Genomic DNA, 16,236 nt, shown 5'->3' with positions numbered 1-16,236 from the left:
AAATATATGCTTTTTTCAAGTACAACATTTCTGTTCGCTTTCCTGCCTATTGTACTGATAACGTATTATATCGTCCCACGCATAACACGCAATCTGGTGCTGTTTATCTTCAGCCTTGTGTTTTACGCATGGGGCGAACCTGTTTATATCGTCCTCATGATAGCTTCCACTATCGTTGCGTATATAACAGGACTATTGGCAGACAAACAGCGTAAAAACGCAAAAAAATACACTCCGCTCATTGCAATGATAGGAGCGGTGGTGTGGAACATCGGGCTTCTTCTGTTTTTTAAATATACCGACTTTTTCATCGGTGCGGCAAACAGCATTTTCGGCACGCAGATAAAGACCTTGGGTCTTGCCCTCCCTATCGGTATCTCATTCTACAGCTTCCAGACCCTTTCCTACGTTATCGACGTTTATAAGGGCGAAGTAAGAAGTCAGAAGAACTTTCTTGACCTTGCCACCTATGTTGCCCTTTTCCCACAGCTTATCGCAGGTCCTATCGTAAGATACATCGACGTTGCGGAACAGCTCAAAAAGCGTAACGAGAGCATAGAGCATTTTGCACAGGGCGTGTGGAGATTTTCCATAGGTCTTGGCAAAAAAGTCATTCTCGCAAATACTATCGGCGAGCTTTTCGACACTATCTCAAGCTCAGCACAATCCGAACTGAGCGTTGCCGCAAGCTGGCTGGGCATAATAGCCTATACCTTCCAAATATACTTTGACTTCTCAGGCTATTCCGATATGGCGATAGGTCTTGGCAAAATGTTCGGCTTCGACTTTCTCGAGAACTTCAACTACCCTTACATCTCCACCTCTATCACAGACTTCTGGAGACGCTGGCATATGTCCCTTTCAAGCTGGTTCAGAGATTATGTCTATATCCCACTTGGCGGTAACCGCAAGGGCAAAGCAAGACAGTGCCTTAACATCATGATAGTATGGTTTCTCACAGGCTTCTGGCACGGTGCAAACTGGAACTTTATGCTATGGGGCGTGTACTTCGGTGTGATACTCCTATGTGAAAAGCTTTTCTTGGGCAAAGCCCTGAAAAAGATACCTGCATTTTTCCAGCACCTATATGCACTTCTTTTTATAGTCATAGGCTGGGGAATATTCTCCTATGAAGATTTCGGCAAGCTCACACAGAACTTCAAAAATATGTTCGGCGCAGGGGGACTTCCTCTCATAAATCACCAAACAGTGTTCTGGCTCGCACAGTATGCAGTAACAATAGTGATACTTGTGATAGCTTCAACACAGCTTCCAAAAAAGCTTTGCCTGAAACTTCAAACCAAGTGTCCTGAGATATGCGGCTGTATACTCCAACCGCTGTTCGCATTAACACTTTTGGCAGTTTCCACCGCCTACCTTGCAGGTAATTCATTCAATCCGTTCCTGTATTTCAGATTTTAAAGGAGGACGGCAGATATGAAAAAACAACTTAAAAACTATATTATGATAGTGTGCTTTCTGCTGTTCATATTCGGCTTTGCAGTGGCAAGCTTTATTTCCGAGGATCGTGAGTTCTCCGAAAACGAGAACCGCTATCTCCAGCAAGCCCCTGAATTTTCGTGGAAAAAACTCGAAAAAGGCGAGTTCACATCGGATATCGAAAGCTATATGTCCGATCAGATATTCATGAAAGACCAGCTTGTGAGTCTTAAAACAGTCACCGACCGCACGCTTCTGAAAAACTATCAGAACGGCGTATATTTCGGCAAGGACGGCTATTATCTCCAAGACTATCAGGAAAACAGACCTCTTATCGAGAAAAATATAAGCTGTCTTAACGATTTTGCTGACAGCCTCGATAAATCCGTCGACGTAAGCTTTCTTCTTGTGCCGAATGCAGTTTCCGTTATGTCAGACAAGCTCCCTGCGGTCACACAGACCGACGATCAGCTTGAAAGCGAAAAGTATATAAGCTCTATCCTCAGCGACAGGATAAACCTCTGCTTCCCATATGACCAGCTCAAAGACGCCGCAAAGTCCACACAGGTTTTCTATAAGACCGACCACCACTGGACAGCCGAGGGCGCAAAAGTGGGATTTGACGCACTTATGACAGTCATGAATGAAGATGTCCCACGGGTATCCTACAATATAGAAACTGTAAAGGACTTTCATGGCACACTTTATTCAAAAGCCCCAACAGACTTCTCCGCTGCTGACGAAATGCACTTCTACACAAACCCTGACAACAGCGTAAAGGTAAATTATGTTCAAGAAAACAAACAAACAGACACCCTTTTTGACGATTCATTCAAGACCAAAAAGGATAAATACTCCACATTCATGGGCGGAAACTTTGCCCTCACGGAAATAGAAACAAACGGCGAAAGCGATGAACACGTCCTTATTATAAAGGACAGCTACGCAAACACAGTTATGCCATACTTTGCCGACAAGTATAAGCACATCACAATGATAGATATGCGTTATTACCACATCATGGATAAGACCGTCAGTGAATATGTAAAAGACAACGGTATAACAAAGGTCATTTTCCTTTATAATATGGACTTTGTGAACACCGATAACAACTTCATCTGGCTTGAATAACTCAGCAACAATTAGGGGCGGCCATTGGTCGCCCGCTATTTTTATCACACCCATACAACACACAGAAAGAAGGACATAAAATGACACTTACCCCCTACAAAAGAAAAGCCTTTTATTATGAAACAGACCGCATGGATATAATCCACCATTCCAACTACGTCCGCTGGCTTGAGGAAGCCCGTGTTGACCTTATGGAACAGCTTGGCTGCCCTTTCCACGAGATAGAAAAACGTGGCATAGTTTCCCCTGTCCTCTCTGTTGAAACACACTATAAATATCCCGTCCGTTTCGGTGACGAGTTTGAAGTGCGCTGTAAGCTGTCAAAGTTCAACGGCTGTGCCTACGAGCTTGACTATGAAGTCTTTGACCTTACCACTCAGAAAACAGCCTGCCTTGCCCACACCTCCCACTGCTTCACCAGCCCCGACCTTAAGCCTGTAAGACTAAAAAAACATTATCCCGATATCTACGAGAAATTCCTATCCGCATATCAGGCAAGTGAAGAATAAGCAAAAAAATGTACAGCTCCCGAGAAGAAACTCGGGAGCTGTACTTTTGTGTAAAAAATGACAGACGTGACCTGTCACGAAGAAAGCAATCCATCAACGCCCTCACGCCACTTTTCAAAGCTGCACAAACCAAGCTTTGCCCAGCGACATTCCGAACATAGTATATCAAATGCCTTTTTATCCATTTTGCTTCTCAGCCTTGTCAGCGCACTACGATAATTCTCCACTGAGTGACATTCTATCTCAGAAAGTCTGCAAACCTCGCTGTCTTTCTGTGCCACCGTTCCGCCACAGCCGTCAAGCAAACAACCATCCTCCGTCCTGTTTGGGCAGTGCTGACATATCATATCTCCGCTGCACACAAACCGCACCGCAGTGTCCTCGCTCTCCAATCTGTCTTTCACAGACTGCATATTCACCGAAAAACCGTCACTGTAGCCTTTTCCCTGAAAAAGCGGCAGGCACAGCAGATGATGAAATCTAAGCTCAGGCTCTCTTGTAAGCATAGCAACCTGTCTTTGCAAGTCTGCTTACAAGCTCGATGCTGATAAGGTAAGCAGCAACAACAGAGATAACGTCCTTTACAAGATAAGGAACAGAAACAAGAAGGATTGACTTGCCAATAGAGATATTAGCAACGATAGCGTACTGGATAGCACCGAGCAGGTGATCGCAAGCAAGACCCGCGATACCAAGCACGATAGCGATGACCTTACCGCTTATCTTGTCAGAGCAGAACTTTGCGCCAAGACCGCAAAGAAGAGCCATAACGATAAATCCGTAAATGAATCCGCCTGTATACCCTACGATAACGGAAAAACCGCCTGACCAGCCAGCGAATACAGGCACACCGATAGCGCCCAGCAGACCATAGACCAGAGCAGACACAGCTCCGCCCTTCCAGCCGAGAAAATATCCTGCCAGAGCCACAGCGAAAGTCTGGAGCGTAACAGGAACGTGAGTAGGCAGCGGAATAGTTATCTGCGAAAGCACAGCGATTATAGCCGTCATAACTCCGATACCGACTATTTGTTTTGTTTTGTTTTTAGCATTGTTATTCATTGTAAACCTATCCTTTACTTTTTATTTGACAATTAATATTGTATCACATACCAAGCCTATTGTCAACCAAAAATATTTATTTCGGTATACAATTATAAGGAGTCGGTAAACGATACTTTTATACAAATTTAATAACAAACAGCGAAAACACGGCATTGCCCTTCCGAATGGGACACCGAGGGCGTCGTCCCCTACAATATTTCGGGCAACTTCCTACCACCGCAAAATCGCTCCGCTCGGTGCTGTCTTTTACTTCGTACTTGAGCACAACTCTGTTCAGCTTTGCCAATTCCTCATTCCTCACTTCCCCTTGTGCATTTTGCTCTTAAATCCTACTAAATTGATAGAATTAATATCAGTTTTCACAAAAATGCGAAAAATCATCTTAAACCTATTGACATTCCTCTATGGGTGTGGTATAGTATAGATACGCTAAAACATACTAAACGACTAGGATTAATATGAATTTGAAATGAGGCGTTGAAAATGAGTGTAAAAATACTGAAACTGAAAACAGCGTACGATTCACGAATGTGTATGTGCTGTATGTGTTGCTGTTAAAATCAGCATAAAGTTCAGTAACAAAAAATTTTTATCGGATTTAAAAAAACATTAATTTAATGAAAGAGGTAATTTAAAATGAGCGCAATAAACGAAAGAAATCTTAAATTTGAAACACTCCAGCTCCACGTTGGTCAGGAAACAGCAGACGCAGTAACAGACGCAAGAGCCGTTCCTATTTATCAGACATCATCATACGTTTTCCATAACTCACAGCATGCCGCTGACAGATTTGCTCTTAAGGACGCAGGCAACATCTACGGCAGACTTACAAACCCAACTGAGGACGTTTTTGAAAGACGTATCGCAGCTCTTGAGGGCGGCACAGCAGCTCTTGCAGTTGCATCAGGCGCAGCAGCAGTAACATACGCTATTGAGAACGTAGCCCTTGCAGGCGATCATATCGTAGCCGCAAAGAACATCTATGGCGGCACATATAACCTGCTTGCACACACTCTTGTTGATTACGGCATCACAACAACATTTGTCGATCCGCTTGACCCAGCTAACTTTGAAAAGGCTATCAAGGAGAACACAAAGGCTCTCTATATCGAAACTCTTGGCAACCCTAACTCAGACGTAGTTGATATCGAAGCTATCGCAAATATCGCACACGCACACAATATCCCACTTCTCGTTGACAGCACATTCGCTACTCCATATCTCGTAAGACCTATCGAGTACGGCGCAGATATCGTTATCCATTCTGCAACAAAGTTTATCGGCGGTCACGGCACAACAATCGGCGGAGTTATCGTTGAAAGCGGCAAGTTTGACTGGAAGAAGTCAGGCAAGTTCCCTCAGCTCACAGAACCAAACCCAAGCTACCACGGTGTAAGCTTTGCAGACGCAGCCCCTGGCGCAGCATTTGTAACTCGTATCCGTGCTATCCTTCTCCGTGATACAGGTGCAACACTTTCACCTATCCACGCATTCATCTTCCTGCAGGGTCTTGAAACACTGTCCCTGAGAGTTGAACGTCATGTTGAGAACGCACTTAAGGTAGTTGACTTCCTTAACAAGCACCCAAAGGTAGAAAAGGTAAATCACCCTTCAGTATCAGACGATCCAAGCCAGCAGGCACTTTACAAGAAGTATTTCCCTAACGGCGGTGGTTCTATCTTCACATTCGAGATAAAGGGCGACGCAAAGACAGCTCAGAACTTCATCGACCACCTGAAACTCTTCTCACTTCTTGCAAACGTAGCAGACGTTAAGTCACTGGTTATCCACCCAGCATCAACAACACACGCAGAGCTTAACGAAGCAGAACTTGCAGATCAGGGTATCAAGCCAAATACTATCAGACTTTCTATCGGCACAGAGCATATCGACGATATCATCTACGATCTCAGCGAAGCATTCGACGCTATCTAATAAAAACCTTGCCATTACGGTTTTTACCTTAAATACAGACCTCAATATAGAAACGGCTGACAGGCGAAAAGCTTGTCAGCCGTTTTTGTACCCACAAAAAAAGCAGGGCAACAACAAGCCACCCTGCTCCATAAAGCAAAAAGTCAGAAAAAATCCTTCGCCACAAGGCGATACCTTAATTTCTCACACCTAACTCCTCACTACTTCTCCAGCTCAGAGATCTTATCCACTCTTCTCTGATGTCTGCCACCCTCAAACTCCGTTTCAAGGAAAACGTCCACCAGCTCGATAGCCAAGCCTGCACCCAGCACTCTCGCACCAATGCAAAGCACATTTGCGTCATTATGCGCTCTTGTATACTTAGCAGAGAAATAATCCGAACAGCAAGCCGCTCTTATTCCCTTTATCTTGTTTGCGCTCATTGACATTCCAATACCAGTTCCGCATATGAGTATTCCCATTTCGTATTCGCCCGAAGCCACTTTCTCGCAAACTTCCTTTGCCTTGTCAGGATAGTCTACTTTCTCTCCTGCCTGAATACCAAAATCAGTGTATTCCACACCCTTTTCGTCCAAATGTGCCAATATCTCCGCCTTAAGCTCAGGACCTGCATGGTCACAGCCAATAGCAATTTTCATATTAATTTCCTCCTATTTATCCCTATGTGCCTTATCCTTTTCCGCCTTTGTAGCCTGCAAATATGAAACCTCCAGCCTGTCCGCCGAAACCATTATCTCAGGCTGAGCCTCCACCGCAAGACACAGTGACGAAGCCCTCTGCAGCCTGTTCACATAGCTTGCAAGCTGAACATTTTCGTTGTCAGCGAAATATTTCGCCTTTATCTCTACCGCACAGTCACCCACAAGCATTGTCTTTTCAGTAAACTCTCCCGAAAAAACTTCCTCCTCAGAGCAAACTCTGTCAGCGGATATCCTCGTGACAGCGCCGTTTTTGCACTGAAACTCGCCTGCGTAAACTATCTTAGGCCTTGCCCTCATAACAGAAATTATCCTGCCCTCAAAACCTATGCAGTTGTAAGCCAGCGAAAGCAGAGTGGAAACTCCTGCGCTTTTTAAACTCTCACAGCCAAAGCACATTCCCTTTACAGCCGCCACGCCTATCCTAAGTCCCGTGTAAGACCCCGGACCCTTTGCAATAGCCGCACAGTCAAGGTCAGCGTAAGTAAGCCCTGTTTCCTCTAGTGCCTGCTTCACCATAGGCAATATCACCTGCGAGTGAGTGAGCTTTGTGTATACAGACTTCTCCCAAAGAAGCTTCTCTCCGTCCGTCACTGCCACCGAAGCGACCTTTCCGCTTGTGTCAATAGCTAATATCTTCAAATCTATCATCTCCCTCAGGTGCAGTTATGCTTATCTCCCTGCTGTCCTCGTCAATGCGCTGAATATCTATCCTCAAAGCGTCCTCAGGAAGCTCCTCAGCAATATTCTCCGACCATTCCACCGCAAGCACAGTGTCTTCGTCCATGTAGTCAAAAAAGCCTGTAGTTTCCAGATCGTCCGCCGAATTTATGCGGTACATATCAAAGTGTATAAGGCTGAGCCTGTCACCTCGGTATTCGTTCACCAGCGCAAAGGTCGGAGAAGTCACCTCGTCGCCAAGTCCCATGCCAATAGAAATTCCCCTTGTAATAGTAGTCTTTCCTGCACCAAGACCACCGCTGTAAGCGATAAGATCTCCGCCTTTCAGCCGTCTGCCTATCTCCTCACCCAAAGCGATAGTTTCCGCCGCAGATGATGTTTTATATACCTTTGTCAACCTATCACCTCATTTGACCGTCATCTTCCGTGTAGCCCACAATAAAAAGGCTGTTTTTATTCATAAGCTGATAAATGCTCTCCACCTCTGTCTTGTCCGCCGCTGAATTGTAGCAGTTGTAAACATACAGCCTGCCCTCCTCTTTAACAGCGAAAACCGTGTGGATACCGCTGAAAATATTCAACCCGCTATGGAAAGAAACTATCACAGGCTTGCCCTCTTCAACAGCCGCCTGAGCCTCCTCAGCCTTATAAAATCTTTTGTATCCCACTCCCATTGCCTTAAAAAGGCCGCTTATTTTTCTAGGATTAGACCCCAGCGAGCCGTCCGCCGCAATAAGAGCATTCTTTTCAAAATCATAAGCAAGCTTTGCCATGTCAGGCTCAAAGCCCTCGTATGTGAGATAATTATAAGCCGCAATGACCTCACAGCCTACCCCTGCGAACCTGGTTTCGCCAAGTATCAGATCGCACACAGGGGGATTTTCCTGCCCGTATTTCACAAAGCCATCTATCTTTATGCCCTTGTTGTGAGCATAATTTTCCGCAGCCCTGCCGCTGTCAGTTTCCTTATAAGTGTCCTCAAAAAGCCGCCACTTCATATCGTCCTCCGAGCTGTCGCCCTGAATACCGCTCTCATCACCGACCTGCGAGCTTTCGTCAACTTCCATGCTGTCACTATCCACCACCGAGCTTTCCGCAGTAGTGGTAAAAGCAGAATCATTGAGTCTTTCACTGTCCGCCTTGTTTCCGCATGAACTGAGCATTATCCCGAGAAACAGAATGACCGCAAGAATTTTCATCACAGCTCACCCTTGTCCTTGAAGTAGTTTAGCATAAGATCCACCATTCTGCCATAGGACTGCTTGCCGTCCTCAACGCCATTGAGCTTCAGAGATTTTTCCATTGCCTTGTCAGATATCTCCCCCACTGCCTCGCTGTCGAAAACAGTGTCCTTAGCCTCGTCAACGCTCCGCCAGTAGTCCCAGTTTGCTTCCATATCAGCCCACACCTCGTCGCAGATAGAGCTGTCAAATTCTATCTTCTTATCGTCAGAAGCGTAGTCAAAGATCTTGTTTCTAACCTCGCCAAGCGCCGCCAGATAGCCCGAATAGCGGTAATCAGCATTGTCCGATCTGTCGCACGCCATAAAGGCGATAAAGTTCGCCTCGTCCTCCTGAATGTAGCCTTTCGTATGAGCAAGCTCATGACAAATGGTGTCAGGAAGCTTCGCCTTATACATATCCTGATTGTAGTTAGCCTCCATAGAGAACGGGAAATAGATGCCCATAAGGTCCATTTGGCTCATAAAGAACGAGCATTTTATAGCTTTTGGAGTGACATAAAATCCCCCGAGGTTTTTAAATTCGCTTCCAAGCCCACGCATGGCCTCCTGAGCCGTCTTGTCAAGGTCAGCGGTCAGCACGAATTTTCCCTCGCTGTCACGCTCCACCTCTTTGCTAAGCGCATTTATCTCCGTAACAAGCTTGTTGCCAAGTGCTTCAAGCTCCGTCCTGGTGTGCTGTTCTGTGGGTATTCCGTTAAGTTCCGCAAAGCTTGAACAATGATAAATAACAAAGCAGTTAAAGGTCTGCACCGTCACCACAAAAGTGACTATCCACATATAAACAAGCCCGAAAATTTTCGCAGTTTTCTTTCTCTTGCCTTTTCCGACTATCACAAGCACCAGCATAGCCACCAACGAAAGCGGAATACCGAAAACCGCTACCGCAATAAGCAGTTCCCCGAAGGAAAACGGCAACAGCGAAGTGAGCCTGCCATATGTATTTTCCCAAATTGGAAAAACGTGAGCCGTATACCAGTCGCAGAACGCCGTACTTTTCCAGGCGATCACGTTCAGCACCACGCTGACTGCCACAAGGCAAACGCAGGCAATGACCTGCCAAGAGAGATGTTTTTTCTTGCCGTTCTCAGGCATTTTCACACTTTCCGCACTCTTTTTCACCGCTGTATCTGTCACTGCCGCTCACCTCGGTTCATGTATTTTACTCTGCTATCTCAACACGCCTGTTTACCCGACTTATTATCTGCTTACCTACAAATTATCTTATCGCACAAATCGTGTAGGGGCGAACAGCGTTCGCTCGTCTTGGTCGCCTACATGGTTTGTATAAATTCAAACCTCGTCGCTCCCAAAAGCGGTACGTCGAGGGCGCCGTCCCCTACATTTGCCACGCCGCAAAATCGCTCCGCTCGGTATTTACTCTATCAAAGTGACTTGTTCGGTCGGCTATGCCAATTCCTCACTCCTCACTTAAACGGCTTAGAACAATCCGTAGATATTGCCCTCATTATCGCAATCAATATTATAAGCCGCAGGCTTCTTAGGCAGACCAGGCATTGTCATAATATCGCCCGTATAAGCTACCACAAATCCTGCACCGGCTGAAAGCCTTACATCTCTTACTGTTATCTCATAATTCTCAGGCTTGCCAAGCTTTGTCGGGTCGTCAGACAGTGAATACTGCGTCTTAGCCACGCAAACAGGGATATCCCCGAATCCAAGGTCAGTAATCTCCTTTATAGCCTTTTCAGCCTGTTTTGTATAGATCACGCCGTTTGCACGGTATATCTCTTTCGCAAGTATATCAAGCTTATCCTTGATAGGGAGCTTCTCGTCATAAAGTGGCTTGAACTCAGACGGCTTTGTTTCGATAGTCTTGCAAACCTTTTCCGCAAGGTCGATACCGCCCTCAGAGCCTTTTGCAAAAATCTCAGCCAGTGAGAACTCAACACCCATTTCACCGCAAACTCTCTCGATAACAGCCAGCTCAGCCTCAGTATCAGTATGGAATCTATTTATAGCCACCACTACAGGCACGCCGAACTTGTGCATATTCTCGATATGAGTTTTCAGGTTTACGATACCCTTTTCGAGAGCCTCAACATTTTCGTTAGTAAGCTCAGTTTTCGGAACACCGCCATTGTATTTCAATGCCCTTACAGTAGCCACCAGAACTACGCAACTTGGTTTAAGACCAGCGTATCTGCACTTGATATCAAAGAATTTCTCAGCGCCAAGGTCAGAGCCGAAGCCAGCCTCAGTGATAGTGTAGTCAGCAAGCTTCAAAGCAAGCTTTGTGGCTCTTACTGAGTTACAGCCGTGAGCGATATTAGCGAATGGACCACCGTGGATAAGAGCAGGATTGTTCTCAAGCGTCTGAACAAGGTTAGGTTTCAAAGCGTCTTTCAGCAAAGCAGTCATAGCACCGCAACCGCCTATATCCTTAGCATAAACAGGCTTTCCGTCAGTTGTGTAAGCAACGAGTATCTTCTCAATTCTAGCCTTAAGGTCAGCCAGATCGGAAGCGAGGCAAAGAATAGCCATTATCTCAGAAGCGACAGTTATCTGGAAAGAATCCTCTCTAGGAATACCATTCACCTTTGAGCCAAGACCGATAACGATATCTCTCAGCGCTCTGTCATTCATGTCAAGGCAGCGCTTGAAAAGTATCCTTCTCTGGTCAATGTGAAGCTCATTTCCCTGCTGCATATGGTTGTCGATAAGGGCGCAGAGCAGGTTGTTAGCCGCAGTTATAGCGTGCATATCTCCTGTGAAGTGCAAATTGATGTCTTCCATAGGAACGACCTGAGCGTATCCACCGCCAGCCGCACCGCCCTTGATACCAAAAACAGGACCAAGTGAAGGCTCTCTCAGAGCGAGTATAGCTTTCTTGCCTATCTTGTTCATAGACTCAGCCAATCCAACGGAAATAGTGGTCTTGCCCTCTCCTGCAGGTGTAGGGTTTATAGCGGTAACAAGAATAAGCTTACCATCTGGATCATTTTTAGTTTTAGCATAAAGCGACTCAGAAAGCTTAGCCTTGTAGTGACCATAAGGCTCATATTCATCTTCTGAGATGCCGAGCTTAGCAGCGACCTCCCCAATTTTGAGCATTTTCGCCTGCTTTGCGATTTCGATATCTGACAGCATTTAGATCAAGTCCTTTCGGAAAATTTTTTTAATATATCGGTAAAGACCCATATAAAATATCATACGTTATATATTATATCACATATCCGTGATGATTTCAATATTTCATATGTAAACAAACTATATAAACCGACACATTTCCGAACATCGCCCCACAAAAAATAGCCGCCCCGCATTCCGCAGGACGGCTCAAAATAACTATAAGAATTATTTCTGAATATCGTTATCGTTAAATGGATCTCCACATTCAGGGCAGAACTTAGGAGGATTTTTCGGATCTTCAGGCTCCCAGCCGCACTTGTCACACTTGTAAAGCGGCTCTGATGCAGGCTTTGGCTTTCCGCACTCAGCGCAGAATTTGCCCTTGTTTACTGCTCCGCATGAGCAAGTCCAGCCTACTGGCTGCTCAGGCTTTGGTGAACCGCAGTTTGCACAGAACTTTCCTGTGTTCTCTGTGCCGCATGAACACTTCCAGCTGTCTGCTGCCGGCTTTGGCTCAGGCTTAGGCTGTCCGCAGTTAGCACAGAATTTTCCTGTGTTTGTTGTTCCGCAAGCACAAGTCCAGCCGTTCTCAGGTGCAGCCTGTGTTGGTGCAGCCGCTGGTGCTGCCTGCTGTGGAGCTGCCTGTGCAGCCTGCTGATTCATCATGTTCTGCTGCATCTGCTGCTGATACATTGTTGCGTCCATTGGCTGACCCATCATGCCGCCTGCCATGCCCATGCCCATAAAGCCTGCCATAACACCGTTTGAGTTGCTTGCCGCTGCCTCTCTTGCCTTGTTGATAGACATTCTGTCCATAGCATAGAGCATTGAAGGATCACTTCCAACAGTTTTTGCCTCCTGGAATTTTGCGATTCTCTGCTTTGACTCTTCGTCCACGTTCAGCTCAATAGCAAGGCTTGTTATCTTAACACCCTTTGTAGCCCACTTTTCTTCAAGCTCTGCATTCATTGCTTCAGCAAGCTCATCAGGATAAAGACCAAGCTGATCGTATGGTATTTTCTGAGCGGATATCCTTGTAAGAGCCTTCTGGAACTTAGGTGTCATATCAGCCTTAAGCTGGCCGAGAACTGCCACGCCGTCAGGGCTGTCAACAGTAAGTACCTTATTTACGTTCTGAACAACGTTCTCATAGAAGTTCATAGGGTTTACGATCTGAAGCTCATACTGACCATGACCCTGTGCGTTAAGAGTAAGGTTCATTTCGCCGTCTCTGAAAGGTATCTTGCCGAAGCCTATCTTGTTTCCAGGCAGAGGTCTGAGGTTTATGTAGATAAGACGCATGGTGTTCATAGCCTGACCACCTGCTGTAAATCTTCTGCCTATCTCCTTGATAGAAGCGCCAAGGTCGCCCCAGCCGCCGCCAAGAAGTGACGGAGATACAGTTGAATCATACTTATACTGACCTGCTGTTTCCTGTGTACCGATAACAAAATCGTGTACTCTGCCATTCTCGATAAGCAAAGCCGCCTGATTTACCGCAACGTCAAAGCGTGAACCGTTTGAGATAACGCCCTCTGTGCCGTTGTTCACAGTCTTTCCTCTCTTAACAAGAGTAGCCGGCTGACAGAGTATCTTAGTTGACATATCCTCACATCTGAAGTACTCTACTACCTGATCGGCAAATGTTGAGCCGACTGCTGATGTAAACATCTTAATAAGTCCCATAGTTAAATTCCTTTCGTTGTCTGTATTATTTCACCCCAAGGGGTTTTAAACTTGTCTATCTCAGCAAGGATATCCTGCTGACTTTCCATGTGCGCTCTACAGAGCTGTGTATCTCAGAACCGCAGTAAGGACAAACTGAGCCTGCGGTGTCCACAGGTGCTCCGCAGAACTGACATATAAGGCTGGCGTTTTCGCCCTCTATCCCCATTGAAAGATAGTATGAATAATCCGCCTCATAAATGTGCTGTGCCTTTATCCCGTTGAGCTTGTATTCAAGAGATACCTGAAACTTTGCCGTTGCAGCGTCATGATCTTTATGATAAGACGCCACCTGCGACTTGTGGATATGTATATCGTCATAATGCTTTGGCGTAACCGTTGACAAGTTGTCTTTTGCCATCGTGGCTGCTCTCTGCTTGAACGCTTCGGTACAGTATTCAAGCTGATTCTCGCTTGCTTCTCCGTTTATAACAAGAAAATATTTCATCACAGTGTTTTCCACTATGCTCCTTGCTATATTTTCATCATAGTCCGGAAAATCTCTCTTTATGTTGTTCACCACATTAGGATCAACATAAGTAAACTGCATGGCGTTGTTCTGTCTTTCCTCAGTTGCGTCATTTATGGTCCTTAGCAGGTCGTTGGCACGGCTCAGTTGTCTGCCAATGGCGTTCGATACCGCTTTTTTCACAGAATATATCACCGCTATACCACCGCCTATGGCGACCGCTATAACTATTATTTTTATTATAAGCGCCGTTGATATTTCAGGCATTTAGCTGATACCCCCTACTAGAATATTCCCATTATCTGAAGTATAGCTCCGATAATATATCCGCCCACGCCACCAAGAAGCGAGTAAGCCACAAGCTTTCCCTTGCTTATAGGCAGGTTTCCGATAAATTTACCTGTCTGACCATTCATTGCAAAGAAATAAGGCTTATCCTGATAGGTTGTATACAAAAGCCATGTTGGAAGCATAGCGTATTTAACGTCCTTTATCTCGGTGTGCTTTTCATATGACTGAACGTTTACGCTGTTGTAGTTACAAGTATTTCTAAGTTCGTCACGAGTTGTGTTCTCGATACGTTCTTTAGCCCTAGGCAGGCACTTATCCTTATCCTCGTCATATCTCTCTGCAAGATATCCCGAAAGATAACCTGGGTTGAACGCTGTCATTTCCGAGTAATCAAAAGGCTCGATAGAGTCCATAGCGTCATCGTCAGTCTTTGAAGAAGCGTCCACAGGAACAGCTTTGAAATCGAGGGTTCCGTTTCTGTAAACTGAATAATACTTTTTCTCTGTGTATCTGTAATTTTCCGAAGTCCATGTTCTTGTGTTTATACCCTCCGCAGTAATAGAGCCTTCGCAGTTTCCTGAATAGAGCCAAAACGGGATATAAACGCCCTGCATCTTGTCCACTACCCTATCGCAGTTGAAATCTTTCGGTGTAAGAGGCTTCTTGCTGAATTTTTGGAAAGCGTCCATTACCTGATTTTTCGGCACTTTAAAAGGTATAACATAGTCTGGGGAAAAGTTGTCGATTATCTGCTCTCCCATTATTACCGCATTTCCGCAGTAAACGCAAACTGTTGCTGCAGTTGAGCGGTCGGTGATTATCTCCGCTCCGCAGTGTGAGCAGGTATATTTTACAAGGTCATTTCCTACAGTTCCGTCATTTGACATACTGTATTCGTCCTTATCGACCTCTTCATGCTTTTCAACATTATCCTTGTTCAGCTCTTCAGCCTTTTTAGCGTCACCGCCTGCTTCTTCAAGGTCTTTCAAAGTAAACTGTCCGTCGCAGTATTCACATGCCCAGCAGTTTTTGTCAGCGCTCCAGAAAAGCTCCGCTCCGCAGTTAGGGCATTTATAAGAAATATTAACAGCCATTTTCCGTACCCCCTATCAATCGTCTTTTATCTTAGTCTTATCAGTGGTGGTACGCAGATAGGTGTCGTTACGCCCAGTGAGTTTAAGATTACTCTTTATGTATTTATCCGCCTTGGAAGCTTTCTGTTTTGTGCGGCTCATTGAAACAAGCACAAAGCCTGTTATAAGTCCTCCCGGTATAGCAAAACACATATTTGTTCCCACGCTCACACTGCTGTCGGCATATGCCATGACAGGGGTGAAAAACAAATTGCAGGAAATAAGTGCAAAGCCTAATGTGCGGTATAGCTTTTTCAACATTTTTTCTCCTCCCAACTCCATATTTTACATAAAACTAAAATATGTTCACATACATTTATGATAACAGAAAACGCTTTTCGTGTCAAGAAATATGTCATACAACGTTCAAAAAAAATGTAGTGCTACAATAGATATTGGACAAAATTAAGAAAAAAGAAAAGAGAGATAGGCAAAAATCTGATAAAATAAAGTTACCACACAAATACAAATCAGAAAGGAAGCCTATCTCTCATGAATAGTATAACACAAGATATGAAGTTTCGTCAATCCTTAATGAATTACGCAAAGAAATATGGAGTGAGCCGAGCGAGCAGAAAATACAATAAATCACGTTCATATATATATTTCTGGCTGAAACGCTGGGACGGAAGTGTGGAGTCCCTTGCAGTTAAATCACGCCGACCGCATCATCATCCCAATGAGCATACCAAGGAAGAAATAGATCTTATCAAAAGGTATCACAAACGGAACCCGACACTTGAGCTTCCCGAACTATGGCATCGTCTCAGGAAACAAGGGTATACACGCTGTCTTGAAAGTCTTTACAGGGTTATGAAAAAACTAG

At 45.1% G+C, this 16,236-nt stretch carries 16 protein-coding genes and 1 pseudogene; 5 read left to right on the top strand and 12 right to left on the bottom strand.

Features of this window, described 5'->3' with window-relative positions:
• Positions 1 to 6: 6 nt before the first annotated feature.
• From WS40_RS07405 to WS40_RS07395, 3 genes are all read left to right on the top strand, one after another.
• Entirely contained in the window at positions 7 to 1,422 is a 1,416-nt protein-coding gene (locus WS40_RS07405; protein ID WP_046441484.1) for an MBOAT family O-acyltransferase, read from the top strand.
• Positions 1,423 to 1,437: 15 nt separating this feature from the next.
• Positions 1,438 to 2,571: a DHHW family protein gene (locus WS40_RS07400; protein ID WP_046441482.1), complete on the top strand. Its 1,134-nt coding sequence runs from the start codon at positions 1,438 to 1,440 to the stop codon at positions 2,569 to 2,571.
• Between the two features lie 80 nt (positions 2,572 to 2,651).
• On the top strand, positions 2,652 to 3,080 hold the full coding sequence (locus WS40_RS07395; protein WP_046441480.1) for an acyl-CoA thioesterase: 429 nt from the start codon (positions 2,652 to 2,654) through the stop codon (positions 3,078 to 3,080).
• A 74-nt stretch (positions 3,081 to 3,154) separates the two neighbouring features.
• On the opposite strand, the gene WS40_RS11525 is transcribed toward WS40_RS07395, so the two are convergent.
• Together WS40_RS11525 and WS40_RS07385 are read right to left on the bottom strand one after the other, a co-directional pair.
• Complete coding sequence (locus tag WS40_RS11525; protein ID WP_051706313.1) at positions 3,155 to 3,586, bottom strand: DUF1284 domain-containing protein; 432 nt, start codon at positions 3,584 to 3,586, stop codon at positions 3,155 to 3,157.
• Positions 3,567 to 4,142, bottom strand: a complete 576-nt coding sequence (locus WS40_RS07385) for a biotin transporter BioY (protein ID WP_022288072.1) — start codon at positions 4,140 to 4,142, stop codon at positions 3,567 to 3,569. The genes WS40_RS11525 and WS40_RS07385 overlap by 20 nt, the downstream gene beginning before the upstream one ends.
• A 639-nt stretch (positions 4,143 to 4,781) precedes the next feature.
• On the opposite strand from WS40_RS07385, the gene WS40_RS07380 reads away from it, so the two are divergent.
• Positions 4,782 to 6,080: an O-acetylhomoserine aminocarboxypropyltransferase/cysteine synthase family protein gene (locus tag WS40_RS07380; RefSeq protein ID WP_046441478.1), complete on the top strand. Its 1,299-nt coding sequence runs from the start codon at positions 4,782 to 4,784 to the stop codon at positions 6,078 to 6,080.
• Between the two features lie 200 nt (positions 6,081 to 6,280).
• Here WS40_RS07380 and rpiB read toward each other — a convergent pair whose 3' ends face one another.
• The 10 genes from rpiB to WS40_RS07330 form a co-directional block, all read right to left on the bottom strand.
• A complete protein-coding gene (gene rpiB, locus WS40_RS07375; protein ID WP_022287992.1) occupies positions 6,281 to 6,718 on the bottom strand; it encodes a ribose 5-phosphate isomerase B in 438 nt (145 codons plus the stop codon).
• Positions 6,719 to 6,730: 12 nt separating this feature from the next.
• On the bottom strand, positions 6,731 to 7,420 hold the full coding sequence (gene tsaB, locus WS40_RS07370; RefSeq protein ID WP_046441476.1) for a tRNA (adenosine(37)-N6)-threonylcarbamoyltransferase complex dimerization subunit type 1 TsaB: 690 nt from the start codon (positions 7,418 to 7,420) through the stop codon (positions 6,731 to 6,733).
• Complete coding sequence (tsaE, locus tag WS40_RS07365; protein WP_022287994.1) at positions 7,401 to 7,856, bottom strand: tRNA (adenosine(37)-N6)-threonylcarbamoyltransferase complex ATPase subunit type 1 TsaE; 456 nt, start codon at positions 7,854 to 7,856, stop codon at positions 7,401 to 7,403. The genes tsaB and tsaE overlap by 20 nt, the downstream gene beginning before the upstream one ends.
• 4 nt (positions 7,857 to 7,860) lie before the next feature.
• On the bottom strand, positions 7,861 to 8,658 hold the full coding sequence (locus WS40_RS07360; protein ID WP_046441474.1) for a hypothetical protein: 798 nt from the start codon (positions 8,656 to 8,658) through the stop codon (positions 7,861 to 7,863).
• Positions 8,658 to 9,836, bottom strand: coding sequence for a DUF3810 domain-containing protein (locus tag WS40_RS07355; protein WP_325208478.1), 1,179 nt, complete (start codon positions 9,834 to 9,836; stop codon positions 8,658 to 8,660). The genes WS40_RS07360 and WS40_RS07355 overlap by 1 nt, the downstream gene beginning before the upstream one ends.
• A 303-nt stretch (positions 9,837 to 10,139) precedes the next feature.
• Positions 10,140 to 11,810, bottom strand: coding sequence for a formate--tetrahydrofolate ligase (locus WS40_RS07350; RefSeq protein ID WP_022287997.1), 1,671 nt, complete (start codon positions 11,808 to 11,810; stop codon positions 10,140 to 10,142).
• Positions 11,811 to 12,017: 207 nt separating this feature from the next.
• Positions 12,018 to 13,478 (bottom strand): SPFH domain-containing protein, encoded by a 1,461-nt coding sequence (locus tag WS40_RS07345; protein WP_046441472.1) that lies wholly within the window; start codon positions 13,476 to 13,478, stop codon positions 12,018 to 12,020.
• A 55-nt stretch (positions 13,479 to 13,533) separates the two neighbouring features.
• Positions 13,534 to 14,253 carry a hypothetical protein gene (locus WS40_RS07340; protein WP_046441470.1) on the bottom strand — a complete coding sequence of 240 codons (720 nt, stop codon included), beginning with the start codon at positions 14,251 to 14,253 and terminating at the stop codon, positions 13,534 to 13,536.
• 17 nt (positions 14,254 to 14,270) lie between these two features.
• Positions 14,271 to 15,371 carry a hypothetical protein gene (locus WS40_RS07335; protein WP_046441468.1) on the bottom strand — a complete coding sequence of 367 codons (1,101 nt, stop codon included), beginning with the start codon at positions 15,369 to 15,371 and terminating at the stop codon, positions 14,271 to 14,273.
• Positions 15,372 to 15,386: 15 nt separating this feature from the next.
• The gene (locus tag WS40_RS07330; RefSeq protein ID WP_046441466.1) at positions 15,387 to 15,671 is read right to left on the bottom strand and encodes a hypothetical protein; all 285 of its coding nucleotides are present in this window, start codon (positions 15,669 to 15,671) and stop codon (positions 15,387 to 15,389) included.
• Positions 15,672 to 15,944: 273 nt separating this feature from the next.
• Between WS40_RS07330 and WS40_RS07325 the strand changes: the two are divergent.
• Positions 15,945 to 16,236: pseudogene (locus tag WS40_RS07325) on the top strand (IS481 family transposase); the annotation flags it as partial.

Origin of the sequence: Ruminococcus sp. N15.MGS-57 (genome assembly GCF_000980385.1) — a bacterium.
GTDB lineage: Bacteria > Bacillota > Clostridia > Oscillospirales > Ruminococcaceae > Hominimerdicola > Hominimerdicola aceti.
This window is presented reverse-complemented; position numbering and strand designations above follow the sequence as displayed.

What these genes read in the sequence shown, in the direction of transcription:
- WS40_RS07380 (WP_046441478.1), top strand. Translation starts at nt 4,782, where the DNA reads ATGAGCGCAATAAACGAAAGAAATCTTAAATTTGAAACACTCCAGCTC.
- WS40_RS07340 (WP_046441470.1), bottom strand. Translation starts at nt 14,253, where the DNA reads ATGCCTGAAATATCAACGGCGCTTATAATAAAAATAATAGTTATAGCG.
- WS40_RS07335 (WP_046441468.1), bottom strand. Translation starts at nt 15,371, where the DNA reads ATGGCTGTTAATATTTCTTATAAATGCCCTAACTGCGGAGCGGAGCTT.
- WS40_RS07350 (WP_022287997.1), bottom strand. Translation starts at nt 11,810, where the DNA reads ATGCTGTCAGATATCGAAATCGCAAAGCAGGCGAAAATGCTCAAAATT.
- WS40_RS07385 (WP_022288072.1), bottom strand. Translation starts at nt 4,142, where the DNA reads ATGAATAACAATGCTAAAAACAAAACAAAACAAATAGTCGGTATCGGA.
- WS40_RS07345 (WP_046441472.1), bottom strand. Translation starts at nt 13,478, where the DNA reads ATGGGACTTATTAAGATGTTTACATCAGCAGTCGGCTCAACATTTGCC.
- WS40_RS07400 (WP_046441482.1), top strand. Translation starts at nt 1,438, where the DNA reads ATGAAAAAACAACTTAAAAACTATATTATGATAGTGTGCTTTCTGCTG.
- WS40_RS07405 (WP_046441484.1), top strand. Translation starts at nt 7, where the DNA reads ATGCTTTTTTCAAGTACAACATTTCTGTTCGCTTTCCTGCCTATTGTA.
- WS40_RS07395 (WP_046441480.1), top strand. Translation starts at nt 2,652, where the DNA reads ATGACACTTACCCCCTACAAAAGAAAAGCCTTTTATTATGAAACAGAC.
- rpiB (WP_022287992.1), bottom strand. Translation starts at nt 6,718, where the DNA reads ATGAAAATTGCTATTGGCTGTGACCATGCAGGTCCTGAGCTTAAGGCG.
- WS40_RS07360 (WP_046441474.1), bottom strand. Translation starts at nt 8,658, where the DNA reads ATGAAAATTCTTGCGGTCATTCTGTTTCTCGGGATAATGCTCAGTTCA.
- WS40_RS11525 (WP_051706313.1), bottom strand. Translation starts at nt 3,586, where the DNA reads ATGCTTACAAGAGAGCCTGAGCTTAGATTTCATCATCTGCTGTGCCTG.
- WS40_RS07330 (WP_046441466.1), bottom strand. Translation starts at nt 15,671, where the DNA reads ATGTTGAAAAAGCTATACCGCACATTAGGCTTTGCACTTATTTCCTGC.